This is a genomic window from Erythrobacter sp. S57(2025), from assembly GCF_057365055.1.
This window is the reverse complement of the sequence record NZ_CP200299.1, coordinates 2,302,390-2,319,888: the sequence shown is the minus strand read 5'-3', so window position 1 is coordinate 2,319,888 and position 17,499 is coordinate 2,302,390. Positions and strand designations below refer to the sequence as shown.

At 56.9% G+C, this 17,499-nt stretch carries 19 protein-coding genes; 12 read left to right on the top strand and 7 right to left on the bottom strand.

The window, feature by feature from the left end:
• Nucleotides 1–58 precede the first annotated feature (58 nt).
• Both AC0V6N_RS11150 and AC0V6N_RS11145 read left to right on the top strand, forming a co-directional pair.
• Nucleotides 59–991: a DUF1134 domain-containing protein gene (locus AC0V6N_RS11150; protein ID WP_486171621.1), complete on the top strand. Its 933-nt coding sequence runs from the start codon at nucleotides 59–61 to the stop codon at nucleotides 989–991.
• A 129-nt stretch (nucleotides 992–1,120) separates the two neighbouring features.
• The gene (locus AC0V6N_RS11145; RefSeq protein ID WP_486171620.1) at nucleotides 1,121–2,296 is read left to right on the top strand and encodes an amino acid aminotransferase; all 1,176 of its coding nucleotides are present in this window, start codon (nucleotides 1,121–1,123) and stop codon (nucleotides 2,294–2,296) included.
• Between the two features lie 53 nt (nucleotides 2,297–2,349).
• On the opposite strand, the gene AC0V6N_RS11140 is transcribed toward AC0V6N_RS11145, so the two are convergent.
• Nucleotides 2,350–2,877 (bottom strand): hypothetical protein, encoded by a 528-nt coding sequence (locus tag AC0V6N_RS11140; protein ID WP_486171619.1) that lies wholly within the window; start codon nucleotides 2,875–2,877, stop codon nucleotides 2,350–2,352.
• A 247-nt stretch (nucleotides 2,878–3,124) separates the two neighbouring features.
• On the opposite strand from AC0V6N_RS11140, the gene AC0V6N_RS11135 reads away from it, so the two are divergent.
• The 5 genes from AC0V6N_RS11135 to AC0V6N_RS11115 all read left to right on the top strand — a co-directional run bounded on the left by AC0V6N_RS11135 (nucleotide 3,125) and on the right by AC0V6N_RS11115 (nucleotide 9,771).
• Nucleotides 3,125–4,540 carry a hypothetical protein gene (locus tag AC0V6N_RS11135; protein WP_486171618.1) on the top strand — a complete coding sequence of 472 codons (1,416 nt, stop codon included), beginning with the start codon at nucleotides 3,125–3,127 and terminating at the stop codon, nucleotides 4,538–4,540.
• A 214-nt stretch (nucleotides 4,541–4,754) separates the two neighbouring features.
• The gene (locus AC0V6N_RS11130) at nucleotides 4,755–6,398 is read left to right on the top strand and encodes a beta strand repeat-containing protein (RefSeq protein ID WP_486171617.1); all 1,644 of its coding nucleotides are present in this window, start codon (nucleotides 4,755–4,757) and stop codon (nucleotides 6,396–6,398) included.
• Between the two features lie 261 nt (nucleotides 6,399–6,659).
• Nucleotides 6,660–8,183, top strand: a complete 1,524-nt coding sequence (locus AC0V6N_RS11125) for a beta strand repeat-containing protein (RefSeq protein ID WP_486171616.1) — start codon at nucleotides 6,660–6,662, stop codon at nucleotides 8,181–8,183.
• A gap of 381 nt (nucleotides 8,184–8,564) precedes the next feature.
• Nucleotides 8,565–9,482, top strand: a complete 918-nt coding sequence (locus AC0V6N_RS11120) for an OmpA family protein (protein WP_486171615.1) — start codon at nucleotides 8,565–8,567, stop codon at nucleotides 9,480–9,482.
• 118 nt (nucleotides 9,483–9,600) lie between these two features.
• A complete protein-coding gene (locus AC0V6N_RS11115) occupies nucleotides 9,601–9,771 on the top strand; it encodes a hypothetical protein (protein ID WP_486171614.1) in 171 nt (56 codons plus the stop codon).
• 9 nt (nucleotides 9,772–9,780) lie between these two features.
• On the opposite strand, the gene AC0V6N_RS11110 is transcribed toward AC0V6N_RS11115, so the two are convergent.
• The 6 genes from AC0V6N_RS11110 to AC0V6N_RS11085 are packed head-to-tail and all read right to left on the bottom strand — an operon-like array spanning nucleotide 9,781 to nucleotide 13,745.
• Nucleotides 9,781–10,404 carry a riboflavin synthase gene (locus AC0V6N_RS11110; RefSeq protein ID WP_486171613.1) on the bottom strand — a complete coding sequence of 208 codons (624 nt, stop codon included), beginning with the start codon at nucleotides 10,402–10,404 and terminating at the stop codon, nucleotides 9,781–9,783.
• Nucleotides 10,405–10,419: 15 nt separating this feature from the next.
• Nucleotides 10,420–11,394 (bottom strand): bifunctional diaminohydroxyphosphoribosylaminopyrimidine deaminase/5-amino-6-(5-phosphoribosylamino)uracil reductase RibD, encoded by a 975-nt coding sequence (ribD, locus tag AC0V6N_RS11105; protein ID WP_486172476.1) that lies wholly within the window; start codon nucleotides 11,392–11,394, stop codon nucleotides 10,420–10,422.
• Between the two features lie 5 nt (nucleotides 11,395–11,399).
• On the bottom strand, nucleotides 11,400–11,894 hold the full coding sequence (locus AC0V6N_RS11100; RefSeq protein WP_486171612.1) for a hypothetical protein: 495 nt from the start codon (nucleotides 11,892–11,894) through the stop codon (nucleotides 11,400–11,402).
• 32 nt (nucleotides 11,895–11,926) lie between these two features.
• On the bottom strand, nucleotides 11,927–12,661 hold the full coding sequence (locus AC0V6N_RS11095; RefSeq protein WP_486171611.1) for a M48 family metallopeptidase: 735 nt from the start codon (nucleotides 12,659–12,661) through the stop codon (nucleotides 11,927–11,929).
• Nucleotides 12,658–13,146, bottom strand: a complete 489-nt coding sequence (locus AC0V6N_RS11090) for a YcgN family cysteine cluster protein (protein ID WP_486171610.1) — start codon at nucleotides 13,144–13,146, stop codon at nucleotides 12,658–12,660. Before AC0V6N_RS11090 ends, AC0V6N_RS11095 begins: the two co-directional genes overlap by 4 nt.
• Nucleotides 13,134–13,745 (bottom strand): SCO family protein, encoded by a 612-nt coding sequence (locus tag AC0V6N_RS11085; RefSeq protein WP_486171609.1) that lies wholly within the window; start codon nucleotides 13,743–13,745, stop codon nucleotides 13,134–13,136. The genes AC0V6N_RS11090 and AC0V6N_RS11085 overlap by 13 nt, the downstream gene beginning before the upstream one ends.
• Nucleotides 13,746–13,828: 83 nt before the next feature.
• On the opposite strand from AC0V6N_RS11085, the gene AC0V6N_RS11080 reads away from it, so the two are divergent.
• From AC0V6N_RS11080 to AC0V6N_RS11060, 5 genes are all read left to right on the top strand, one after another.
• Entirely contained in the window at nucleotides 13,829–14,473 is a 645-nt protein-coding gene (locus AC0V6N_RS11080) for an ankyrin repeat domain-containing protein (RefSeq protein ID WP_486171608.1), read from the top strand.
• A 1-nt stretch (nucleotide 14,474) separates the two neighbouring features.
• Nucleotides 14,475–15,161, top strand: coding sequence for a COQ9 family protein (locus tag AC0V6N_RS11075; RefSeq protein ID WP_486171607.1), 687 nt, complete (start codon nucleotides 14,475–14,477; stop codon nucleotides 15,159–15,161).
• 126 nt (nucleotides 15,162–15,287) lie between these two features.
• On the top strand, nucleotides 15,288–15,830 hold the full coding sequence (ssb, locus tag AC0V6N_RS11070; protein WP_486171606.1) for a single-stranded DNA-binding protein: 543 nt from the start codon (nucleotides 15,288–15,290) through the stop codon (nucleotides 15,828–15,830).
• A 261-nt stretch (nucleotides 15,831–16,091) separates the two neighbouring features.
• On the top strand, nucleotides 16,092–16,247 hold the full coding sequence (locus tag AC0V6N_RS11065; RefSeq protein WP_486171605.1) for a lasso RiPP family leader peptide-containing protein: 156 nt from the start codon (nucleotides 16,092–16,094) through the stop codon (nucleotides 16,245–16,247).
• A 119-nt stretch (nucleotides 16,248–16,366) separates the two neighbouring features.
• Entirely contained in the window at nucleotides 16,367–17,488 is a 1,122-nt protein-coding gene (locus AC0V6N_RS11060) for a methyltransferase (RefSeq protein WP_486171604.1), read from the top strand.
• Nucleotides 17,489–17,499: the final 11 nt, after the last annotated feature.

Genomic DNA, 17,499 nt, shown 5'->3' with positions numbered 1-17,499 from the left:
TCCATTGTCGAAGCGCATTTGAAGGACTCTGCTTGGCTCCCCAAGGGGCATGATTGCAATGAAGCGAAAGGTGCCGAGGATGCACAATTCTGGAAATCGAGCAGCAGCGTGGCTGCGCACTGTTTTGGCGATGCTGGCAGCCAGCATGCTCGCCGCAGCGCCAGTAAGCGCGCAAGACGTAACCAGCTTCGACCCGGATGAAGCCTTCAATACGGCTGAGCAGACCGCGAATGACGCGATTGATGCTGACCTCGCCAATCCGTCCATTCGCGAAAACCAGCCAAACGCGCCGCCTATTGACCAAGGGCTGCCAACCCCAGTGCCACCGCAAGGTCAATCTCAAGGACAGGCGCAAGACACGCCCTGGATGAACGACACGGCACCACAGAACGATGGAACCGCGTTCGACAGCGAGTTCTCGCAATATGCTCAGCAAGAGAACGGAGCCGCCGCCACCGATGTGCCTGCCCCAGTTACTCCGGGCGAAGAGCCCTATCAGGCCAGCGCGGACACCTATGGCGAAGACGACCTGATTGGCGCTGCTGAAGGTGTGTTTGGTAAAGGCGCACAGGGGCTTGCAGGATTGATCGAAGACTTGCTGCGCGAACAGGGCGAACCCAATGGCTACATTGTAGGCCGCGAAGGTGGCGGTGCATTCGTCTTTGGGGTTCGCTATGGCTCTGGCACATTGCATCACAAGATCGAAGGTGAGCGCCGCGTCTATTGGACCGGCCCATCGGTTGGCCTCGATGCGGGGGCGAATGCGGGCAACACCTTCGTACTGGTCTATAACCTGTTTGACACCGAAGACATCTTTAAGCGCTATCCAGCGGGCGAAGGTCAGGCCTATTTTGTAGGCGGCATGAACGCCTCTTATATGCGCCGCGGTGATGTTGTTCTGATCCCGATCCGCGTGGGGGCTGGCCTTAGGCTTGGCGTCAATGCGGGCTATATGCGCTTTTCCAAGAAGCACCGCTGGTTGCCATTCTAACCAGCTCCGGCTTCTACCGGCCCTGCCGGTCGCACAACAGCGCTGCTCCACTGGCCTAAAGCCAGGTTGTAGGCATATCGAGTAGAATTGCGGTTGCACCAGCTTCTGCGAGGCGGCACAGGGTGCGCCATGCTCAATCGACTCGAACCCCAATCGCCCGATGCGCTGCTTGCGCTGATCAAGCTCTATGCAGCCGACGACCGCAGTGACAAGATCGACCTTGGCGTCGGTGTCTATCGCACTGGCCAAGGCGCAACGCCGGTCTTTGGCGCGATCAAGGACGCAGAGCAGAAGCTCGTCGATACACAAGACTCCAAGAGCTACCTTGGTCCGGAAGGGGATATGGGTTTCGTCAATGCGCTGATGCCTTACATCTTTGGTGAGGACGCCACGATGGGCGGGCGCATTGCTGGTATGCAGACGCCGGGTGGTACAGGCGCTGTTCGCCTCGCGCTCGCGCTCGCTCAGAAGGCGGGCATGAAGCGGCTGCATATGGGAACGCCGAGCTGGCCCAATCATGCACAGATCATCAACGATCTTGGCCTTGAATGGAGCGCGTTCGACCACGCCAACGCCGATGGCACGGCCAATGTCGATGCCGTCCTTGCCGCGATCAACGCAGCTGGACCGGATGAAGGCGTTCTGATCCACGGTTGCTGCCACAACCCGACCGGGATCGACTACACTGCTGACGAGTGGGAAGCGATTGGCGATGCCTTCGCAGCCTCTGGCACCTTTCCGATCATCGACACCGCTTATCAGGGACTGGGCCATGGTATGGAGGAAGACGCGAGCGGGATGCGCAGCGTTTTGGCTAAGGTGCCGGAAGCCTTCATCGCTTACTCTTGCGACAAGAACTTCGGCCTCTACCGTGACCGCGTTGGCGCGTTCTATGTCCTTTCCAAGGATACGGACACGCTGGAAACAGCGTTCTCCAATGCCAATGCTCTTGCGCGGGCAAGTTGGTCGATGCCGCCTGACCATGGCGCCGCGGCGGTGCGCATCATCCTGCGCGATAGCGATATGACGGCGATGTGGCAGGATGAGCTGCAACAGATGCGAGCACGCATGCGCCAGGTTCGCGAACGGCTGGCAGAGGCTGGCATGACCGGCAGCGTCAACCTCTCCCCACTGGGTAAGCAGAACGGCCTGTTCTCGACCTTGCCTGTGAGCAAGGAGCAGGTGGTCCAGATGCGCGAAGAGCATGCGATCTACATGGCGGGATCTGGCCGGATCAACATCGCTGGTCTTACCATGGACAACATCGACAAGTTCATCACGGCGCTGGCTGACGTCACTGGCTGATCCAGCCCCCCAATGTGACACGCAAGTGTACCGTTTGAAAAAATCCATGCGGCTCATTTTGCGCTGCCTTCAGCGCTGGCCGGAAGCGGAGGCTCAAGCCGTTTCAACAGCCGCAAAAGCGCGCAATTGTCAGGTTTTTGGACGATCCCGCGCAATTGCCCGCGATAGATCATGGGCTTCCATAACCCGATCTCCACGCGCCAAATCAGCTCGCTAACTGTAACCTTCCGCCAATCAGTCCGGCGGCGTTTCACTTTCTGCTCTGGCTGAGATGTGGGCGGGGGCGAGGCCGCTAACACTCGATCCCAAGCATGCGCAAAGCTTTTGGCATCCTCGCGCCCTCGCAAACGGTGCGCAGATTGCCGGCTCTTCCCCACTGCGCGCGCTGCTGCTGTGACTGACCCCGTCAGATAGAGCGCCGCCAGAAACCTGCATTGCGCTTCTGGAGTCCAGCCACCCGTTCGCTCGCGCAGCTTGACCGGTGTGAAATCAGGCGGACGAGACCTACGCGCATATTGGATCCGATGCTGCTGGCGGAGGCACGATGGGGAGGGCAGGTCGGAGACGGGCGGGGCGGTCATAACCCCCGCACTAGGCCACAATTCAACCCCTGTAGGAAAGCGATGAATTCAGCCGCTTCTTACCGAGAAATGAGCTTCTATAGTTAACTTTACCATACGGTCAGATTCACAAAGATTTTAAGACTCCCCCTCTAAGTGTTGTCCCTGAGACCACTGCTGGCTCCGGTTAATCAATCGGAACCGGACTCACCAAAAAGACCAAACAGGCGGCTCTTCAAAATCCGCCGGTGCACAGGGAAGACCTTTTATGAAAAAGATGATTTTGGGCAGCGTTTCAGTACTCGCGCTTGGCCTTGCAGCGCCTGCTTTCGCGCAGGACAATGGCAGCGGGATCGCTCAGTCGGGCGATGAAAACAGCGCCAATGTCAGGCAGTCTGATCGCGGCAACGACAATAGCGTCGTGCAGGACGGCACCGGCAACAGCGCCAACGTCACCCAAAATGGCCGCCGTGGTTTTTCCGCTGTTGACCAGTCGGGCACCAACTCAGCCAACGTTAAACAAGGCGAAGCAACCCGTGACGCAGTCAGCATGGTCGGTCAGAACGGCGATGACAATTCCGCCAACGTAAACCAGGATCGCGGCCGTGATGTCAGCTCATTGGTGTTGCAGGACGGCGAAGGCCAGTCAGCCAACGTGTTCCAGGCGGGCAACAACAACAACTCATCAATCAGCCAGTCGCAGAACGGCAACACAGCCAATGTCGCGCAAACGGCGCGCGGCAACAGCTCGAACGTCATTCAGAACGGTGAAGATGGCCGCGTGAACGTTTCACAAACCGGCGTTCTCAATGCCAGCTTTGTCGGCCAAGATGACAACACCGACCGCAGCAATGTAAACGTATCGCAGAGCGGCAACCGCAACACGTCTTTCACCTATCAGGATGATGACGATTCGGTCACCAACCACAATCAAAGTGGTAACCGCAACTTTGCAGCGACCGATCAGGGCTCATCAGACAGCACAAGCTCGATCAATCAGTCGGGCAACGCGAACTTTGCCAGCGTCGTTCAAGGTGACGTGTCTGAATTCCAGTCATCGGCAATCTCGCAAAGCGGCAACCGCAACACCGCGATTGTGGCCAGCCAAGGCGTCGATTTCCGCGGCCCAAGCCGTGACGACAACAATGTCAGCTCGATCAACCAGAGCGGCAATGACAACTTTGGTTTCGTCAATCAGGAAGCCGGCGACAGCTCTAGCTCACTTAATCAATCTGGCGATCGCAACTCGTCTGTGACCGTGATCGGCACTGATGTGGCAGCTGGCGATCCGGGCTTCACTGTCCCAACCGGCAGCAGCGCATCTGTTGCGCAGATCGGCAATGCCAACTCTTCCTTAATCGGCGCTGGTTCAGATGACAGCAGCGTGTTTGTCAGTCAGATCGGCAATGGCAACTTCTCAGGTGTTGGTCAGGCCGTTGGCGGTTCGAACAACATTGCAGGCGTTCGTCAGGAAGGCAGCCTCGGCTTCTCAGGCATTCTCCAAGAGGGTTCTGACAACCGGGCATCGCTGGTTCAGAGCGGTCGCTTGAACGAAAGCTTCATCGCACAAAGCGGCAGCCTCAACACTGCCAACGTTAATCAGGGCGGCCGTGGTAATGCCTCTGTCATCTTGCAAGACGGCACAGGCAACCGCGCAAATGTGAGCCAGAACGCAGGTTTCTAACGCCTCACGGATCACATCCGACACACAAAAAGGCGCGAAGGGCATGGCTCTTCGCGCCTTTTTTGTATGGATCCGACCAACATGGTTAAGCGTCTTTAAGACCTGTATCTTCCGTGGTAAGCCGACGGAGTAATCGGAGAAAAATAGCAACCGATTCGGGTCCATGGTGCAATGAAATCGGCGGCTAAGTCGCTGGACCAATGGGGGAAATTTAATGAAAAAGTCGATTATGACAGGCGTGTCTGTCGTCGCGCTATGCGTGGCAGGACCTGCTTTTGCGCAGGATAATGACAGCACGGTCACTCAAACAGGTGCAGGCAATAGCGCGACAGTCGCTCAACCGGGCAGCAACAACGATTCGCTCGTGACGCAAGATGGCTTGGCCACCGGCACAGATGGCATCGCGAACGAAGCGACCATCACGCAAGAAGGCACAGACGGCTATTCCGAGCTTGAACAGTTCGGCGATAACCAAGCAACCGTCAATCAGACCGCAACCAGCGAAGGTGCGAATTCTGAAATCGATCAGGACAATGCCGGCGGCGCAAGCAACTCTGCCAGCGTAACGCAGTCCGGCATCGGCCAAGGTGTTGGTTCGGGCACAGGATCGTTCATTGATCAGCTGGCAAGCCAAGGCGGCAGCGCGATTGTCACTCAAGGCGCTGGCACAGTTGATGCAGTCAGCCTTATTATCCAGTCCGGTGAGAATGGCACAGCCAATGTTACGCAGGATGCTGGATTGAACGTGTCGTCTGTCATCTTACAATCTGATGCGGATATGTCGGCGACTGTGTTCCAGTCAGGCGATGAAAACGCTTCTGAGATCACGCAGTCTGGCGACAATAATAGCGCAGACATTTTCCAAACGGGCGGCAACAACGTCTCGTTTGCTACACAGTCAGGCACCGACGGGACGATCGACGTTGATCAGACCGGTACGAGCAGCACTTCGACTGTCACGCAAACCGGCGCAACTGGCTCTGCTTTTGTGAACCAGTCGGGTGACAACCAGACATCGACCATTTTGCAAACTTCGCCGCGTGCAACCTTCAACATTCCAGCTGCTGCCTCTGTAACGCAGAGCGGCGCGGACAACGTTTCTGATGTATTCCAGTCGGCTGATATTACGGCTCCTGGTTTTTCTGGCGGTCGTGGTGACTTCATTAACGGGGTGCTTTCATCCCCGGCTGCTACGATCAGTCAGAACGGGACAGCCAATAACTCGGATGTCGATCAGGTTGGGTTCTCGAACATTACTCGTCTGGATCAGGACGGGACCACGAACACCGCGACCATCTTCCAAGATGGGTTCCGTACAACCACATTCGCAACCCAGCAGGGCACATCGAACGAACTGGATATCACTCAATCATCAACTGTCGTGAACGGGCCTAATGAAACGGGTGTTATTCGCGCTGATCAGAACGGCGTATCGAACCGCATCACAGTGCTTCAAAATGGCTTGGATGTTGCTCAGACCTTGGTCGTTGATGCCGAACAGTTTGGTGACAATAACGAAGCGGACGTGATCCAGTCTGGTACTGGCGATTCTGCCTTCATCGAACAGGTTTCGGGCAACCGGAACATGGGCACATTCACGCAGAATGTGGGCGGTGTGAACAACTCGATCAATTCGTCTCAGGGCGGCGATGATGGCCTGTCTATCATCACCCAAACCGGTGAAGAAAACTCAGCTACGCTGTCGCAAGATGGCTCGTTCGCTGAAAGCTTCATCACGCAGGACGGCAATCTGAACAGTGCGACGGTCAATCAGGGCTTTGGTTCGATGATGGATGTTTCAACCATCAACCAGACCGGCAATGGCAACAGCGCGACGGTCAACCAGAACTTCCCATAATAGGGGGCTCTTTGGATTGACAATCAATCCTTTGAAAAGGGGCGTTCGATTTAGTTCGAGCGCCCCTTTTTCTATGTGTCACGCCGAGCGCTGCGCAACCACCGAAGTTCTTTGCAGATTCGTGGTTAAATCCCTTTAATATTCGCATCTTACCTGTTAGCTAACCATCAGAAAAATAGGTGCAAAGATGCCTGATTCGGGTCCGCTAACAGGTGTGAAATTGGGCGATAATCTCGCTCAACCTTTTGGGGGAAAGCAAAGATGAGAACGTATATCTATGCCGGCGTATCTCTCGCCGCGCTGTGCATGACTGCACCGGCGCTGGCGCAGAGCAATTCGACGGTCAACCAAACCGGTAATGGCAACTCTGCCAGCGTCGGCCAAACCGGTTCGAACACTTCCACGATTGATCAAATTGCCGATGACGCCTTGGCCAGCGTGTCGCAAAACGGAACCAATAACAGCTCCGACATTGATCAGAATGACAATGCCAACTCTAATAATGACGGCGGCACAACCGGTATTCCAGACTTCGATCCAGAAGCCGTTGTTACCCAAGATGGCAGCGACAACAGCTCGACCATCACGCAGGACATCGCAGCTGGCAGTTTCAACCAGATTGCCCGCGTTGACCAGAGCGGTGCGAGCAACATTGCTACGATCGATCAAAACTCCGATGGCCCTGGCTACACCGGTGGATTGCGAGCGGAAATCGGTCAGACCGGTAACTCGATGGCAGACGTGCTCCAAACTGGCACCAATGGCGGCAAGAACATGCGCGCATTTGTCAATCAGGATTCCTCGACCGCAATCGTAACCCAGTCAGCAAGCGACAATAGCGGGGTTAACCCGTCTGCGCTTGCCGATATTGATCAATTTGGCGGGTCAAACGCTACCGTCACGCAAACGCTGACCGGTGATATGACCGGCGATCTTTTTGCTGATGTCGATCAGGATAATGGCGCGACAGCGGACATTACCCAGACGGCCAACGGTGTTGGCTCGCGTAACATGGATGCGATCGTCAACCAGAACGGCGCGAGCAGCGCGACTGTCAATCAGAACTTTGACAATGACGGTGCGAACACGTTCCTCGCCACGGTCACCCAGACCGGCGACTTGAACGTCGCTTTGGTGGATCAGGACGACAAGAACCCGTTGTTCCAAGCGGATTCAAACCTGATCGCGAATGTCGTTCAGAATGGCACCAACAACCTTGCTGATGTTGAGCAGGACAATAAAGGCGCAACTGCCAACGTTTCGCAAACCGGTTCATCGAACCAGGCGTTTGTTGACCAGGATGGCGCCGGCTTGCTTGCCGATGTTCTGCAAATTGGTGACACCAACCAGGCGACTGTTAGCCAGCTTGGCGGATTGAATTCCAGCGCGGATATCGATCAGCTCGGTAATGCCAGCTTTGCCAATGTCATTCAGGATGCCTCTGCACGTAATGACAGCGCAGTTGTCCGCCAGCTTGTGGGAAGCGATGGCAACACCGCTAACATCACGCAGTCTGGCCTGTCAGGTTCGCAATCGCTGAGCACAGCGACAATCGAGCAGGGCGGCTTTTCCAGCACCTCAACGATCAATCAAAGCGGGATCAGCAATGATGCCTTCTCTGGTCAGTATGGCACGGGCAACACCAGCCTGATCGATCAGTTCGGTGTTGGCGCGGGTAACACCGCGACCGTTAACCAGTACTCTGATGGCAACAATTCAACTGCCATGCAGTCGGGTGACGGCAACACTGCAACCGTTACACAGGGAACCGCTCCAGCAATGTAAGCTTGAGAATCGTTTTCAATCTAACGCCGAGGGGCGCGAGGGATCAACCTTCGCGCCCCTTTGTTTTGTCCAATCGGTGCGGGGTCGCCAGTCTCCACTCACCGCAAAGCCGTCTCTTGCCATCGGTAGACCGTGTAAGGCTGACGGACACGTTCATCTAACAGCAAGGTTTGTTACAACAATTGGCCGATTGTTGATGCGCGCCTCAAAAAGAGCCCGAAAACGAGCAATTGGCTCTGCGTGTATTAACCAAGAATAAAAGGGGGTTTGATCAGCCCTTTGTGTCATTTCGCGGCTACGGGACGGGCTAGCCCCAAGCAATTGGGCAGGGCTCCGGGCGAAGTGACCAGGATGGGTCAAATTGATTGAAGGAGTACCCAAATGAATACTATTTCTAAAGCATCGGCGAGCGCGCTTGCCCTTGCAATCATGGCAGCAGGGCTTTCAACGCCAGCAGCTGCGCAACAAATTCCAGCGTCTGAGACCCCAGTGTCTCAGGGCGATGTTCTAACGACTGTGACTGCACCAGCACCACCGGCGTTGGAAGGTCTGGTCGATGGCCCCAACCTTGAGGGTTTCATCTCCGCTCGCAATGGCAACCGCGTACAGGTTACCGCTGCTGACGGTTCGACCTCGGTGTTCACTGTGACTGACGAAACGAGCATTCGTGCCCGTGGCGGTTTCCTTGGCCTTGGCCGTGACACATTGGGTGCCAACGCGTTGCTCAATGGTCTGCCAGTGGAAGTTGAAACGCGCGAATGGGCAGGCGGTCTTGTCGCTAGCAAAGTGCGCTTCGCAGGCTCTGACCTCGAAACCGCTGAGATGATCCGTTCAGGCACTTCGCAGCGTTTTTCTGCGAATGAACAGGCAATCGGCGAAAACACCGCAGCAACCGAAGCGCTGCGTGGCCGGTTTGGTGCGATTGATCAGTACAACATCAAAGCGACCACCAATGTCTATTTCGACACGGGCCGCCACAACCTGTCTGATCGTGCCCGTACAGAGCTTTGCTCAGCAGCACAGCAGGCAGAAAGCACCGACAACGCACTGCTTCTGGTCGTTGGCTACACCGATTCAACCGGTAGCCAAGAAGTGAACCAGCGCCTGTCAGAGCGCCGCGCGGCAAGCGTGGTGAACTATCTTCAGCAGCAATGTGGCTGGGCACCGTATCGGATGCTCACCCCTACCGGCATGGCTGAAGCTGATCCGGCAGCGGACAACAGCACCACTTATGGCAAAGCGCAAAACCGCCGCGTTGCTGTGAATGTACTGGTAAGCAAGAGCGTAGACGGCCTTTAGGGCTCGCTTCAATTTGACGAACGGTAAGGGCGGGTCTGTGTAGATCCGCCCTTTTCGTCTTTTTACATCAATAATTTATTTGTTATGGTATGGCCCTCTGAATGAAGGGGGTGCAACCTTGTCAGACAATGAAAAACCAGCCGAACCGACCTCGGGCGACCGCAGGAAGGGTGAACGCCGTAAGGCGCAACTGCCATTTGATGGCGAGGAACGCCGCAAAGGGGGCGACCGCCGGACTGGCGAGGAAAGGCGTCAAACGCCGCGCTCGCACGACAATGACGCCGTATAGCGGCTGAGTTCAGCGACTGCTGGCCAGACCCTGCATGCGTTTAAGATAACGCGCGAGTACGTCGATCTCTAGATTGACGCTATCGCCAACTGTCAGCGCGCCCAATGTTGTCACCTCGCCCGTATGCGGGATGATATTGAGCATGAAGTCGCATGTGCCATCGGGCCGGTCGCGCACATCATTCACTGTCAGCGACACACCATCCACGGTGATTGAGCCTTTTTCCGCGATGAAAGGCGCCATTTCAGCGCGCGCGCGGATGGCGAGTTTCCAGCTGTCGCCCGCTTGCTCTGCGAGAACGACCTCGCCAATGGCGTCGACATGCCCTGTGACGATATGTCCGCCAAGCTCATCTCCGACCCGCAAGGATGGCTCAATATTGAGCTTTGCGCCCTCGGCCCACATGTCAGGGCGGGTGCGGCTAACTGTTTCGCCGGAGACATCCACGTCAAACCAGGCATCTCCAGCTTCACCTCCACGCTCCACCACGGTCAGGCACACGCCCGAACATGCGATTGAGGCACCAATGTCGATCCGTGCAGGATCGAGCGGTGCGTTTATGCGAAGCCGCAGATCGCCGCGTTTTTCAGCCTGAGCGATAGTGCCGATGGCGGTAACAATTCCGGTGAACATGAGTGTGGCTCTCTTCTAGTCTCGCCTGCGCCAATAGGCGCTGAATGTATCACTGCCAAGGCGACGTTGTTCGCCAAGGCTCCAGCGTCCGTGCGCAGATGCAAGGTCGCTCAAATCCAGCCCGCCAATGCTACGCAATCCGTCACCGATCAGGATCGGCGCGCGGTAGATATGGAGGGCATCGACAAGGTCGGCTTTGAGGAAGCTTGCCGCCGCTTCGCCTCCCCCTTCGACATAAAGGTATTGCACGCCTGCCAAATCGGCGATTTGTTCCGGGCGATTGATGACCCGTACACCATCTGGCGCGACGCCTCGGGTCAAGAGCACGCGGTCGGGTGAGCGGTCTTCGAGGCCAGCAAGCCGCACATCTAGCCGCGGCCGGTCTGCACGCCACGTCCCGCCGCCAACCAGAATGGTATCGTGACGCGCGCGCTGAGCATGCACATGCGCGCGGGCGGTCTCTCCGGTGATCCACTGACTGGTCCCATCGGCAAGCGCGATGCAGCCATCGAGGCTTATGGCGAGTTTGAGGGTAACATGCGGGCGGCCAAGTTCGGCGCGGGTCAGATATCCAGCAAGACTGCCGCGCGCGGCGCTGTCGTCGAGGAGTGTGACGGCGATGCCTGCATCTTCCATCCGCTTTACTCCTTGGCCCGCCGTGCGGGGGTCTGGATCAAGCTGACCGATCACAACTCGCGATGGCTTTGCCGCAATGACAAGGTCGGTACAGGCGGGCCCGCGCTCGGACTTATGCGCGCAAGGTTCAAGCGTCACGTAAAGCGTTGCGCCGCTCGCTCCGCTTGCTTCTAGGCCGGCAAGCGCGTCGGCTTCTGCATGCGGGCGTCCGCCTTTCTGCGTCCAGCCTCGGCCAATCACGCGGCCATCCTTGACCAGCAAAGCAGCCACGCCGGGGTTGGGGCGGCTGATGGGCCGCGCACGCGTTGCAAGCCGCGCGGTTGCGGCCATCCAATCGCTATCAGTGGGGGGCAGCGCGCCTATCGCTCTGAACTTTCGCCATCATCGGCAGGTGGGGCTGGTGTATCAGCGTCGCCCTCTTCACCTGAGCGGCCATAGAGCTGCTCGCGCAATTCTTGCTCAGCGGCCTCTTCCGCCGCGCGATTGGCCTCCGCTCGCTCTTCGATGGCATCGACATCCATGCCGGTTGCCGCGCCAAGCGCCTTGTACAGGTCCCGCTTGCGCTGTTCGATCTCAGCTTCGCGCGCCTCGCGCAGCTCTCTCACCTCTTGATTGGCGATGTTGGAGGCAATGATCTCTTCATCGGTGCGATCAGGTTCGAACGTCGTAATATAGGTGATCTCGGGCTTTTCGGTTTCGCCATAAAGCGTCTCCCCACCAAGCGCATAGACGATTGCAGCGATCGGCAGAACCGACACGATCAGGATCGGCCAGCGATAGGGGTTGGGCTTGCGAAACTCGTTCCAGAAATCGAGTAGGCCCGGCTTGGGATTGAAGCGCGACTTTTCGAACATGGTGGGAGATATAAGGTGCGCGTGCGGTAAGCTCAACCAAAGCTCGCATAGAGGCTGCGCCCGTTCTCCTTTAACCAGCGATCAGCGCGCTTGATATCGCCTTCATAAATGTCGCCCAGCAGCGCGTGAAAGGCAGGGGAGTGGTCGAAATGAACAAGATGCGCGACTTCGTGAGCGACCACTGATCGGCGCACAAAATCGGGCGCCTGGATCAACCTCCAGTTTAGCCGAATGCGCTCTTTCTCAGAGCAACTGCCCCAGCGTCTTTGCGCGCGCGACAAGCCAACTGGCACTGCCTCTAATGCTGCCGCTTTGGTGTAGTCGTCCATATCCGCTTCAAACAACGCCAGTGCCTCACGCTCCAGCCAGCGTTGCAGGCGTTTGGCGAGCCCCTCTTTGGGACCACCCAGCCGCACCGCGTCCCCGGTCATTGTCACTTGTCGCGAAGCGCCTTCATCCCACTCGATCCGCAAGGCTTCCCCGCGATAAAGCACATCGCTGCCCGGCCCCGGCGCAGCTTGTTGAGGCACTTTTGCCAATTGCTCAGCGAGCCAATTACGGCGCGAATGGGCAAAGGTGATCGCCTCAGTCGCGCGTGCCCATTTGGGCAAAGTGATGCGCACTTCGCTGCCATCGGGGGCAAGGCGCAAGGTGAGCCGCTTGGCCGTGGCGTGGCGGCGCAGGGTTATGGGAACGGGAGTGCCGTCCAGCTCAATCTCTGGCTCAGGCGCGCGCGTCAGCGCTGAACTTTTGAGCCAATCGATCACTCGGATGGCTCCTCAATTTGAAAGCCGATTGGTGCAGATTTGCGCGGCTCATCCCATTCGACAATGTGATGTTCTAGCGGTCCCGCATCATCCTCGCTCACCACGCGTCCTGCAACAGAGATGCCTGCGCGCACCACGTCTTCACGGTCGCCGCTGATGAGATAATGCCAGCTGGGCAAGGGTCGTCCTTGCGCACGGATTCGGTAAGCGCATGTCGCAGGGAGCCATGGCACATCCTCAACAATCGCAAGCGTCAACCGCAGGCAATCGGGCACGAACGCCTTACGATTGCGATAGTCGGAGCATTGCGCAGTGCCTGTATCGAGCAGTTTGCACGCGACATTGGTGTCTTCGATGGAGCCCGTGTCAGCGTCTTCGATCTTGTGCAGGCAACAGCGCCCGCAGCCATCGCACAGCCTCTCCCACTCGGCGCGGGTGAGCTGCTCTAAGGGCAGCTCCCAAAAGCCGTCCCTCACTTCACCCATTTGCTCAGCTCAAAGGCAACCGCATCGGGGCCTTCATCCTTGGGCAGGGTTGCAAGTGGCTCGCCATCAGGGCCGAACAGATAGACGATATCGGAATGGTCCATCAGATAGCCGCCGCTTTCTGATACTGTGCCTTTGGCATAGAACACTTTGAAGGTAGATGCCGCATCTGCGATTTGTTCAGGCGTTCCAGTGAGACCAATCAAATCCTCAGAAAACGCATTTGCAAATTCGCCCACAACCTCTTGCGTGTCGCGTTCAGGATCAATGGTGATGAAGATCGGCTGGATTTTGGCTGCCAGCTCAGGATCACTATCGCTAAATTGATTAAGCCCCTGGATCGTGCGCTGCACATCGGTGGGGCACACGTCGGGGCAATAGGCATAGCCGAAATAGACGATCCGATACTGGCCCTGAAAATCAGCCCAGTGCACGGTTTCGCCGTCTTTATTGGTCAGCTCAAACTCGCCGCCGATCGTCGCGCCTGTCAGCGGCGGCTCGCCATAGTCAACCTCGCCCGTCCCGCAGGAGGCCAGCGCCAAAGCGGCGGGTGCGAAGAGAAAAGCGATAATGCGGGAAGGGTTGGCGCGGATGTTCATGGTCTGCTAATTGCGTCCTCGCAAAGAAGCCCTATCTCAGGGGCACTTGGGTTTACTGACAGGAATAGCGAAAGGTTCAAAGCGTGGCTTCCACTGTTTTGCGCAAATTAGGTCTTACACCAGCAATTGCCAGTGCAGTTGGGGCAATTGGTCTTGCTTTTGCAGCGTTGAGCCCTGTGAGCGCGCAGCTCTATTCCGAAGGATATCAGTTTCTCGAAGCGGTAAAAGAGCGCGACGGCGATACAGCAACCGAAATGCTGAACGTTCCGGGCACGCAGGTTATCAATACCCGCGATATTACCACCGGAGAGACCGGCCTGCATGTCGTGACCGCACGGCGCGATGTGCTGTGGGTGCGTTTTCTGCTGCAACGCGGCGCCAATCCCAATATTCGCGATCGTAATGGAATGACGCCGATCCAGCTCGCAACCCAGCTTGGCTTTGTTGAAGGGGTCGAAGAGCTGATCAAGAAGGGCGCACAGGTCAATGTTGCCGACAGTCAGGGCGAAACCCCGCTGATCGCCGCCGTGCACCAGCGCAATGTGGAACTGGTCCGCCGCCTTCTGGCCGAAGGGGCTGATCCTGATCGCAATGACAATTCAGGCCGGTCTGCGCGCGATTACCTGGAATTGATGACGGGCAATTCTCTGCTGCGCCGTGAGTTTGAGCTGGCTGATGCGGAACGCGGGGATTCGGGAACCCAACAGCAATACGGGCCTTCTTTCTAATATGACTGACACCACGCCTAATTTCGCTGACATGACCCTTGATGAGCTGCGCGTGGCGCTGGCTCCTGACATTGCTGCTTCAGCGATTTTTGATGGGTGGAATGAAACCGCGCTGATTGCCGCCGCTGAAATGGCGGGCGCTGATGTCGATATTGCAAAGCTCGCCTTTCCAAAGAAGCCTGGCACCGGTCAGGCGATGGATATGATTGAGGCATGGATCACATCGGTTGATCAGGCGATGGAAGCGGAATGGCCGCAGGAACGCCTGGCTGAGCTGAAAATCCGTGAGCGTATCCGCTCACTGGTCGCCTATCGGCTTGATGCGGTGGAGCATATTGATGAGGCCGTGCGCCGCGCGATGGCGATTATGGCAATGCCTCAAAATGCGCCGCGATCAATGCAGCTTGGTTGGCGTTCGGCGGACATTATGTGGCGGCTCGCCGGTGACACGGCGACCGATTACAACCACTATACAAAGCGCGCGATCTTGGCCGGGATTTACTCGGCGACGCTCGCCTATTTCGTCAATGATGACAGCGAAGGCAAAGCCAAAAGCCACGAATTCCTTGGCCGCCGGATTGATGGCGTGATGCGGTTTGAAAAGTTCAAGTATCAGCTCACCAGCCGCGAAGTAGAATTGCCCAGCCTAACCCGGTTTTTGGGGCGGCTGCGTTACCCCTCTAGGTAATTATCTCCATTTCAGAGGTGGAAAACGCGCAGGCGCCATCGCCTCTGCCGTTCACCTGTCCTAGAACCTTCGAGAGAATCGCAGCGTTGATGCGCTGCGTGTGTTTACGATGGGAAGGACAATTCGATGGCGGGTTCGCTAAATAAGGTCATGTTGATCGGCAATCTTGGGGCTGATCCTGAAATCCGGTCTTTCCAAAATGGCGGGCGAGTGGCCAATCTGCGCATCGCCACTTCCGAAAACTGGAAAGACAAAAACACTGGTGAGCGCCGTGAAAGAACCGAATGGCACACCGTTGCGATCTTTTCCGAAGGGCTCGTCAATGTGGTTGAGCGCTATGTGAAAAAGGGCAGCAAGGTCTTCATCGAAGGCAAGCTGCAAACCCGAAAATGGCAAGATCAAAGCGGCAATGACCGCTACAGCACCGAAGTCGTGATTCAGGGGCTGGGCGGTACGCTGACTATGCTTGATGGCCGCGGTGATGGTGGCGGCATGGGCGGCGGTCAAGGCGGCGGTGGCGGCTATGGCGGCGGCAACCAAGGTGGAGGCGGCTCCGGCGGGGGCGGCTGGAACCAAGGTGGCGGCTCTGATGGTGCCGGCAATGGCGGCGGATCAGGCGGCGCGCAAGGCGGCGGCTATGACGATCTGGATGACGACATTCCGTTCTAAGCCTCACGCTAGATCAAGCCAAACTCAGATACCACAAGGCCAAGCTATGTGATTTGCGCAGCTTGTTCTTGCGCCTGCGCACTCTCTTGCTGGTTTTTCCAATAGGGCGTTTCGTCGTCTAGACGGCACGGCTTCTCGTTAGTTTACGACTTTTTACTGGTGAACCACCTGGCAAAACCTCACGGTATGCTAGCAACGTCTTTCGGCTAATCGGTGCAAATGATAGCTTTTTCGGAGGAGTTGCAAGGTTAGGAAATCACCATGGCAAACTCCCCCCAAGGCGCCGCAACGGCGCCTATTCGACGCGTACAGTACTCCGCGCCCCGTCTCGTTATCTATGGATCGGTTCGCAATTTGACCGGCGGCAGCGCCAATCGTGGGAACGATGGCGCCCTTGGCATGACAATGAACCCGTAAGTCTTAGGCAAGGCGCAACTCGGGTTCTGTTGCTACATCGTGGCGCGAGACACTTGTTGTATCCAGTGCTTGCTCTACCTTTGCCAGCTCCTTTCAAGATCAAAACGGATGCGTGCTGAATGCCCGGACCGCTGGCAGAACATATTCAGTATCTAAAGCTCCCGCATCGGGCGGACCTCTATCGTTCAGCAATTGGCGCAGTGATGCGTGATGCAGATACGGTGGTCGATTTGGGCTGCGGCGTCGGAGTGCTCGGCATTCTCTGCCTCGAAGCGGGCGCTGGACATGTCTGGGGCGTAGATCAGAGCGGTGCCATCCATTTGGCGCGCGAATCCGCTCAACGAGCGGGGTGGCAAGATCGCTACACCTGCATCGCCGAAAGCTCGTTTCGCTCTGTCTTGCCGCATTCGGTCGATCTTATAATTTGCGACCATGTCGGGTTTTTTGGGTTCGACTATGGCATTGTAGAAATGCTCGCCGATGCACGAGAGCGGATGCTCAAAGCCGGTGGCCAGATCATTCCGCAAAGCATGACTATGTGCATCGCTGCGGTATCGTCGCCAAAGTGCCGTGCGCTTGCAAGCGAATGGTCAAATGATCCCGTGCCTGAGGCTTTCCACTGGTTGGAGGAATACAACCGCAATTCGCGTCACGCCGTCGACCTTTCGCCCGATGATTTTGCCTCTGATTCTTTGACGCTTGGATCGATTGCTTTCGATGCGCCGACGCAGGGCGAGTATGCGTTTGACGCGCAGATCACGATGACAAAAGACAGTCTGATTGATGGCATTGCAGGATGGTTTAATTGCCATTTGGGCGGCGGTGTCCGAATGACCAATTCGCCATTGGCTGATGAGAGTATCAAGCGCTCTCAGGCCTTCCTCCCGGCGCAGCAGTCTTTCCCTGTCAAGGAAGGCGATGTTGTTGGCATGACGCTGCGATTTGCTGCGGATGCGAGCCTTATCACGTGGTCGATCCAGCCGCCCGGTAATGCGAAGAAACAAATACTGTCGACCTGGCGCAGCACGATTGTCGACCCTGCACAGCTGGATGCGCAATCAGATAAGCCGCTTTCGTTGAGTAAGAAAGGCGCAGCGCGGCGCTTAATTCTAGGCCATGTCGACGGCAACCGCAGCGCCGCTCAGATCGCAGGGCTTGTTGAAGACGGTTTTCCCGAACTGTTTCCAACGCGAAAGGCGCTGAATGATTTTGTCGAAGAGGTGCTCGCCAGCAATTGCTGAGCGATCAATTC

What these genes read in the sequence shown, in the direction of transcription:
- AC0V6N_RS11150 (WP_486171621.1), top strand. Translation starts at nt 59, where the DNA reads ATGAAGCGAAAGGTGCCGAGGATGCACAATTCTGGAAATCGAGCAGCA.
- AC0V6N_RS11145 (WP_486171620.1), top strand. Translation starts at nt 1,121, where the DNA reads ATGCTCAATCGACTCGAACCCCAATCGCCCGATGCGCTGCTTGCGCTG.
- AC0V6N_RS11140 (WP_486171619.1), bottom strand. Translation starts at nt 2,877, where the DNA reads ATGACCGCCCCGCCCGTCTCCGACCTGCCCTCCCCATCGTGCCTCCGC.
- AC0V6N_RS11135 (WP_486171618.1), top strand. Translation starts at nt 3,125, where the DNA reads ATGAAAAAGATGATTTTGGGCAGCGTTTCAGTACTCGCGCTTGGCCTT.
- AC0V6N_RS11130 (WP_486171617.1), top strand. Translation starts at nt 4,755, where the DNA reads ATGAAAAAGTCGATTATGACAGGCGTGTCTGTCGTCGCGCTATGCGTG.
- AC0V6N_RS11125 (WP_486171616.1), top strand. Translation starts at nt 6,660, where the DNA reads ATGAGAACGTATATCTATGCCGGCGTATCTCTCGCCGCGCTGTGCATG.
- AC0V6N_RS11120 (WP_486171615.1), top strand. Translation starts at nt 8,565, where the DNA reads ATGAATACTATTTCTAAAGCATCGGCGAGCGCGCTTGCCCTTGCAATC.
- AC0V6N_RS11110 (WP_486171613.1), bottom strand. Translation starts at nt 10,404, where the DNA reads ATGTTCACCGGAATTGTTACCGCCATCGGCACTATCGCTCAGGCTGAA.
- AC0V6N_RS11100 (WP_486171612.1), bottom strand. Translation starts at nt 11,894, where the DNA reads ATGTTCGAAAAGTCGCGCTTCAATCCCAAGCCGGGCCTACTCGATTTC.
- AC0V6N_RS11090 (WP_486171610.1), bottom strand. Translation starts at nt 13,146, where the DNA reads ATGGGTGAAGTGAGGGACGGCTTTTGGGAGCTGCCCTTAGAGCAGCTC.
- AC0V6N_RS11085 (WP_486171609.1), bottom strand. Translation starts at nt 13,745, where the DNA reads ATGAACATCCGCGCCAACCCTTCCCGCATTATCGCTTTTCTCTTCGCA.
- AC0V6N_RS11075 (WP_486171607.1), top strand. Translation starts at nt 14,475, where the DNA reads ATGACTGACACCACGCCTAATTTCGCTGACATGACCCTTGATGAGCTG.
- ssb (WP_486171606.1), top strand. Translation starts at nt 15,288, where the DNA reads ATGGCGGGTTCGCTAAATAAGGTCATGTTGATCGGCAATCTTGGGGCT.
- AC0V6N_RS11065 (WP_486171605.1), top strand. Translation starts at nt 16,092, where the DNA reads ATGGCAAACTCCCCCCAAGGCGCCGCAACGGCGCCTATTCGACGCGTA.
- AC0V6N_RS11060 (WP_486171604.1), top strand. Translation starts at nt 16,367, where the DNA reads ATGCCCGGACCGCTGGCAGAACATATTCAGTATCTAAAGCTCCCGCAT.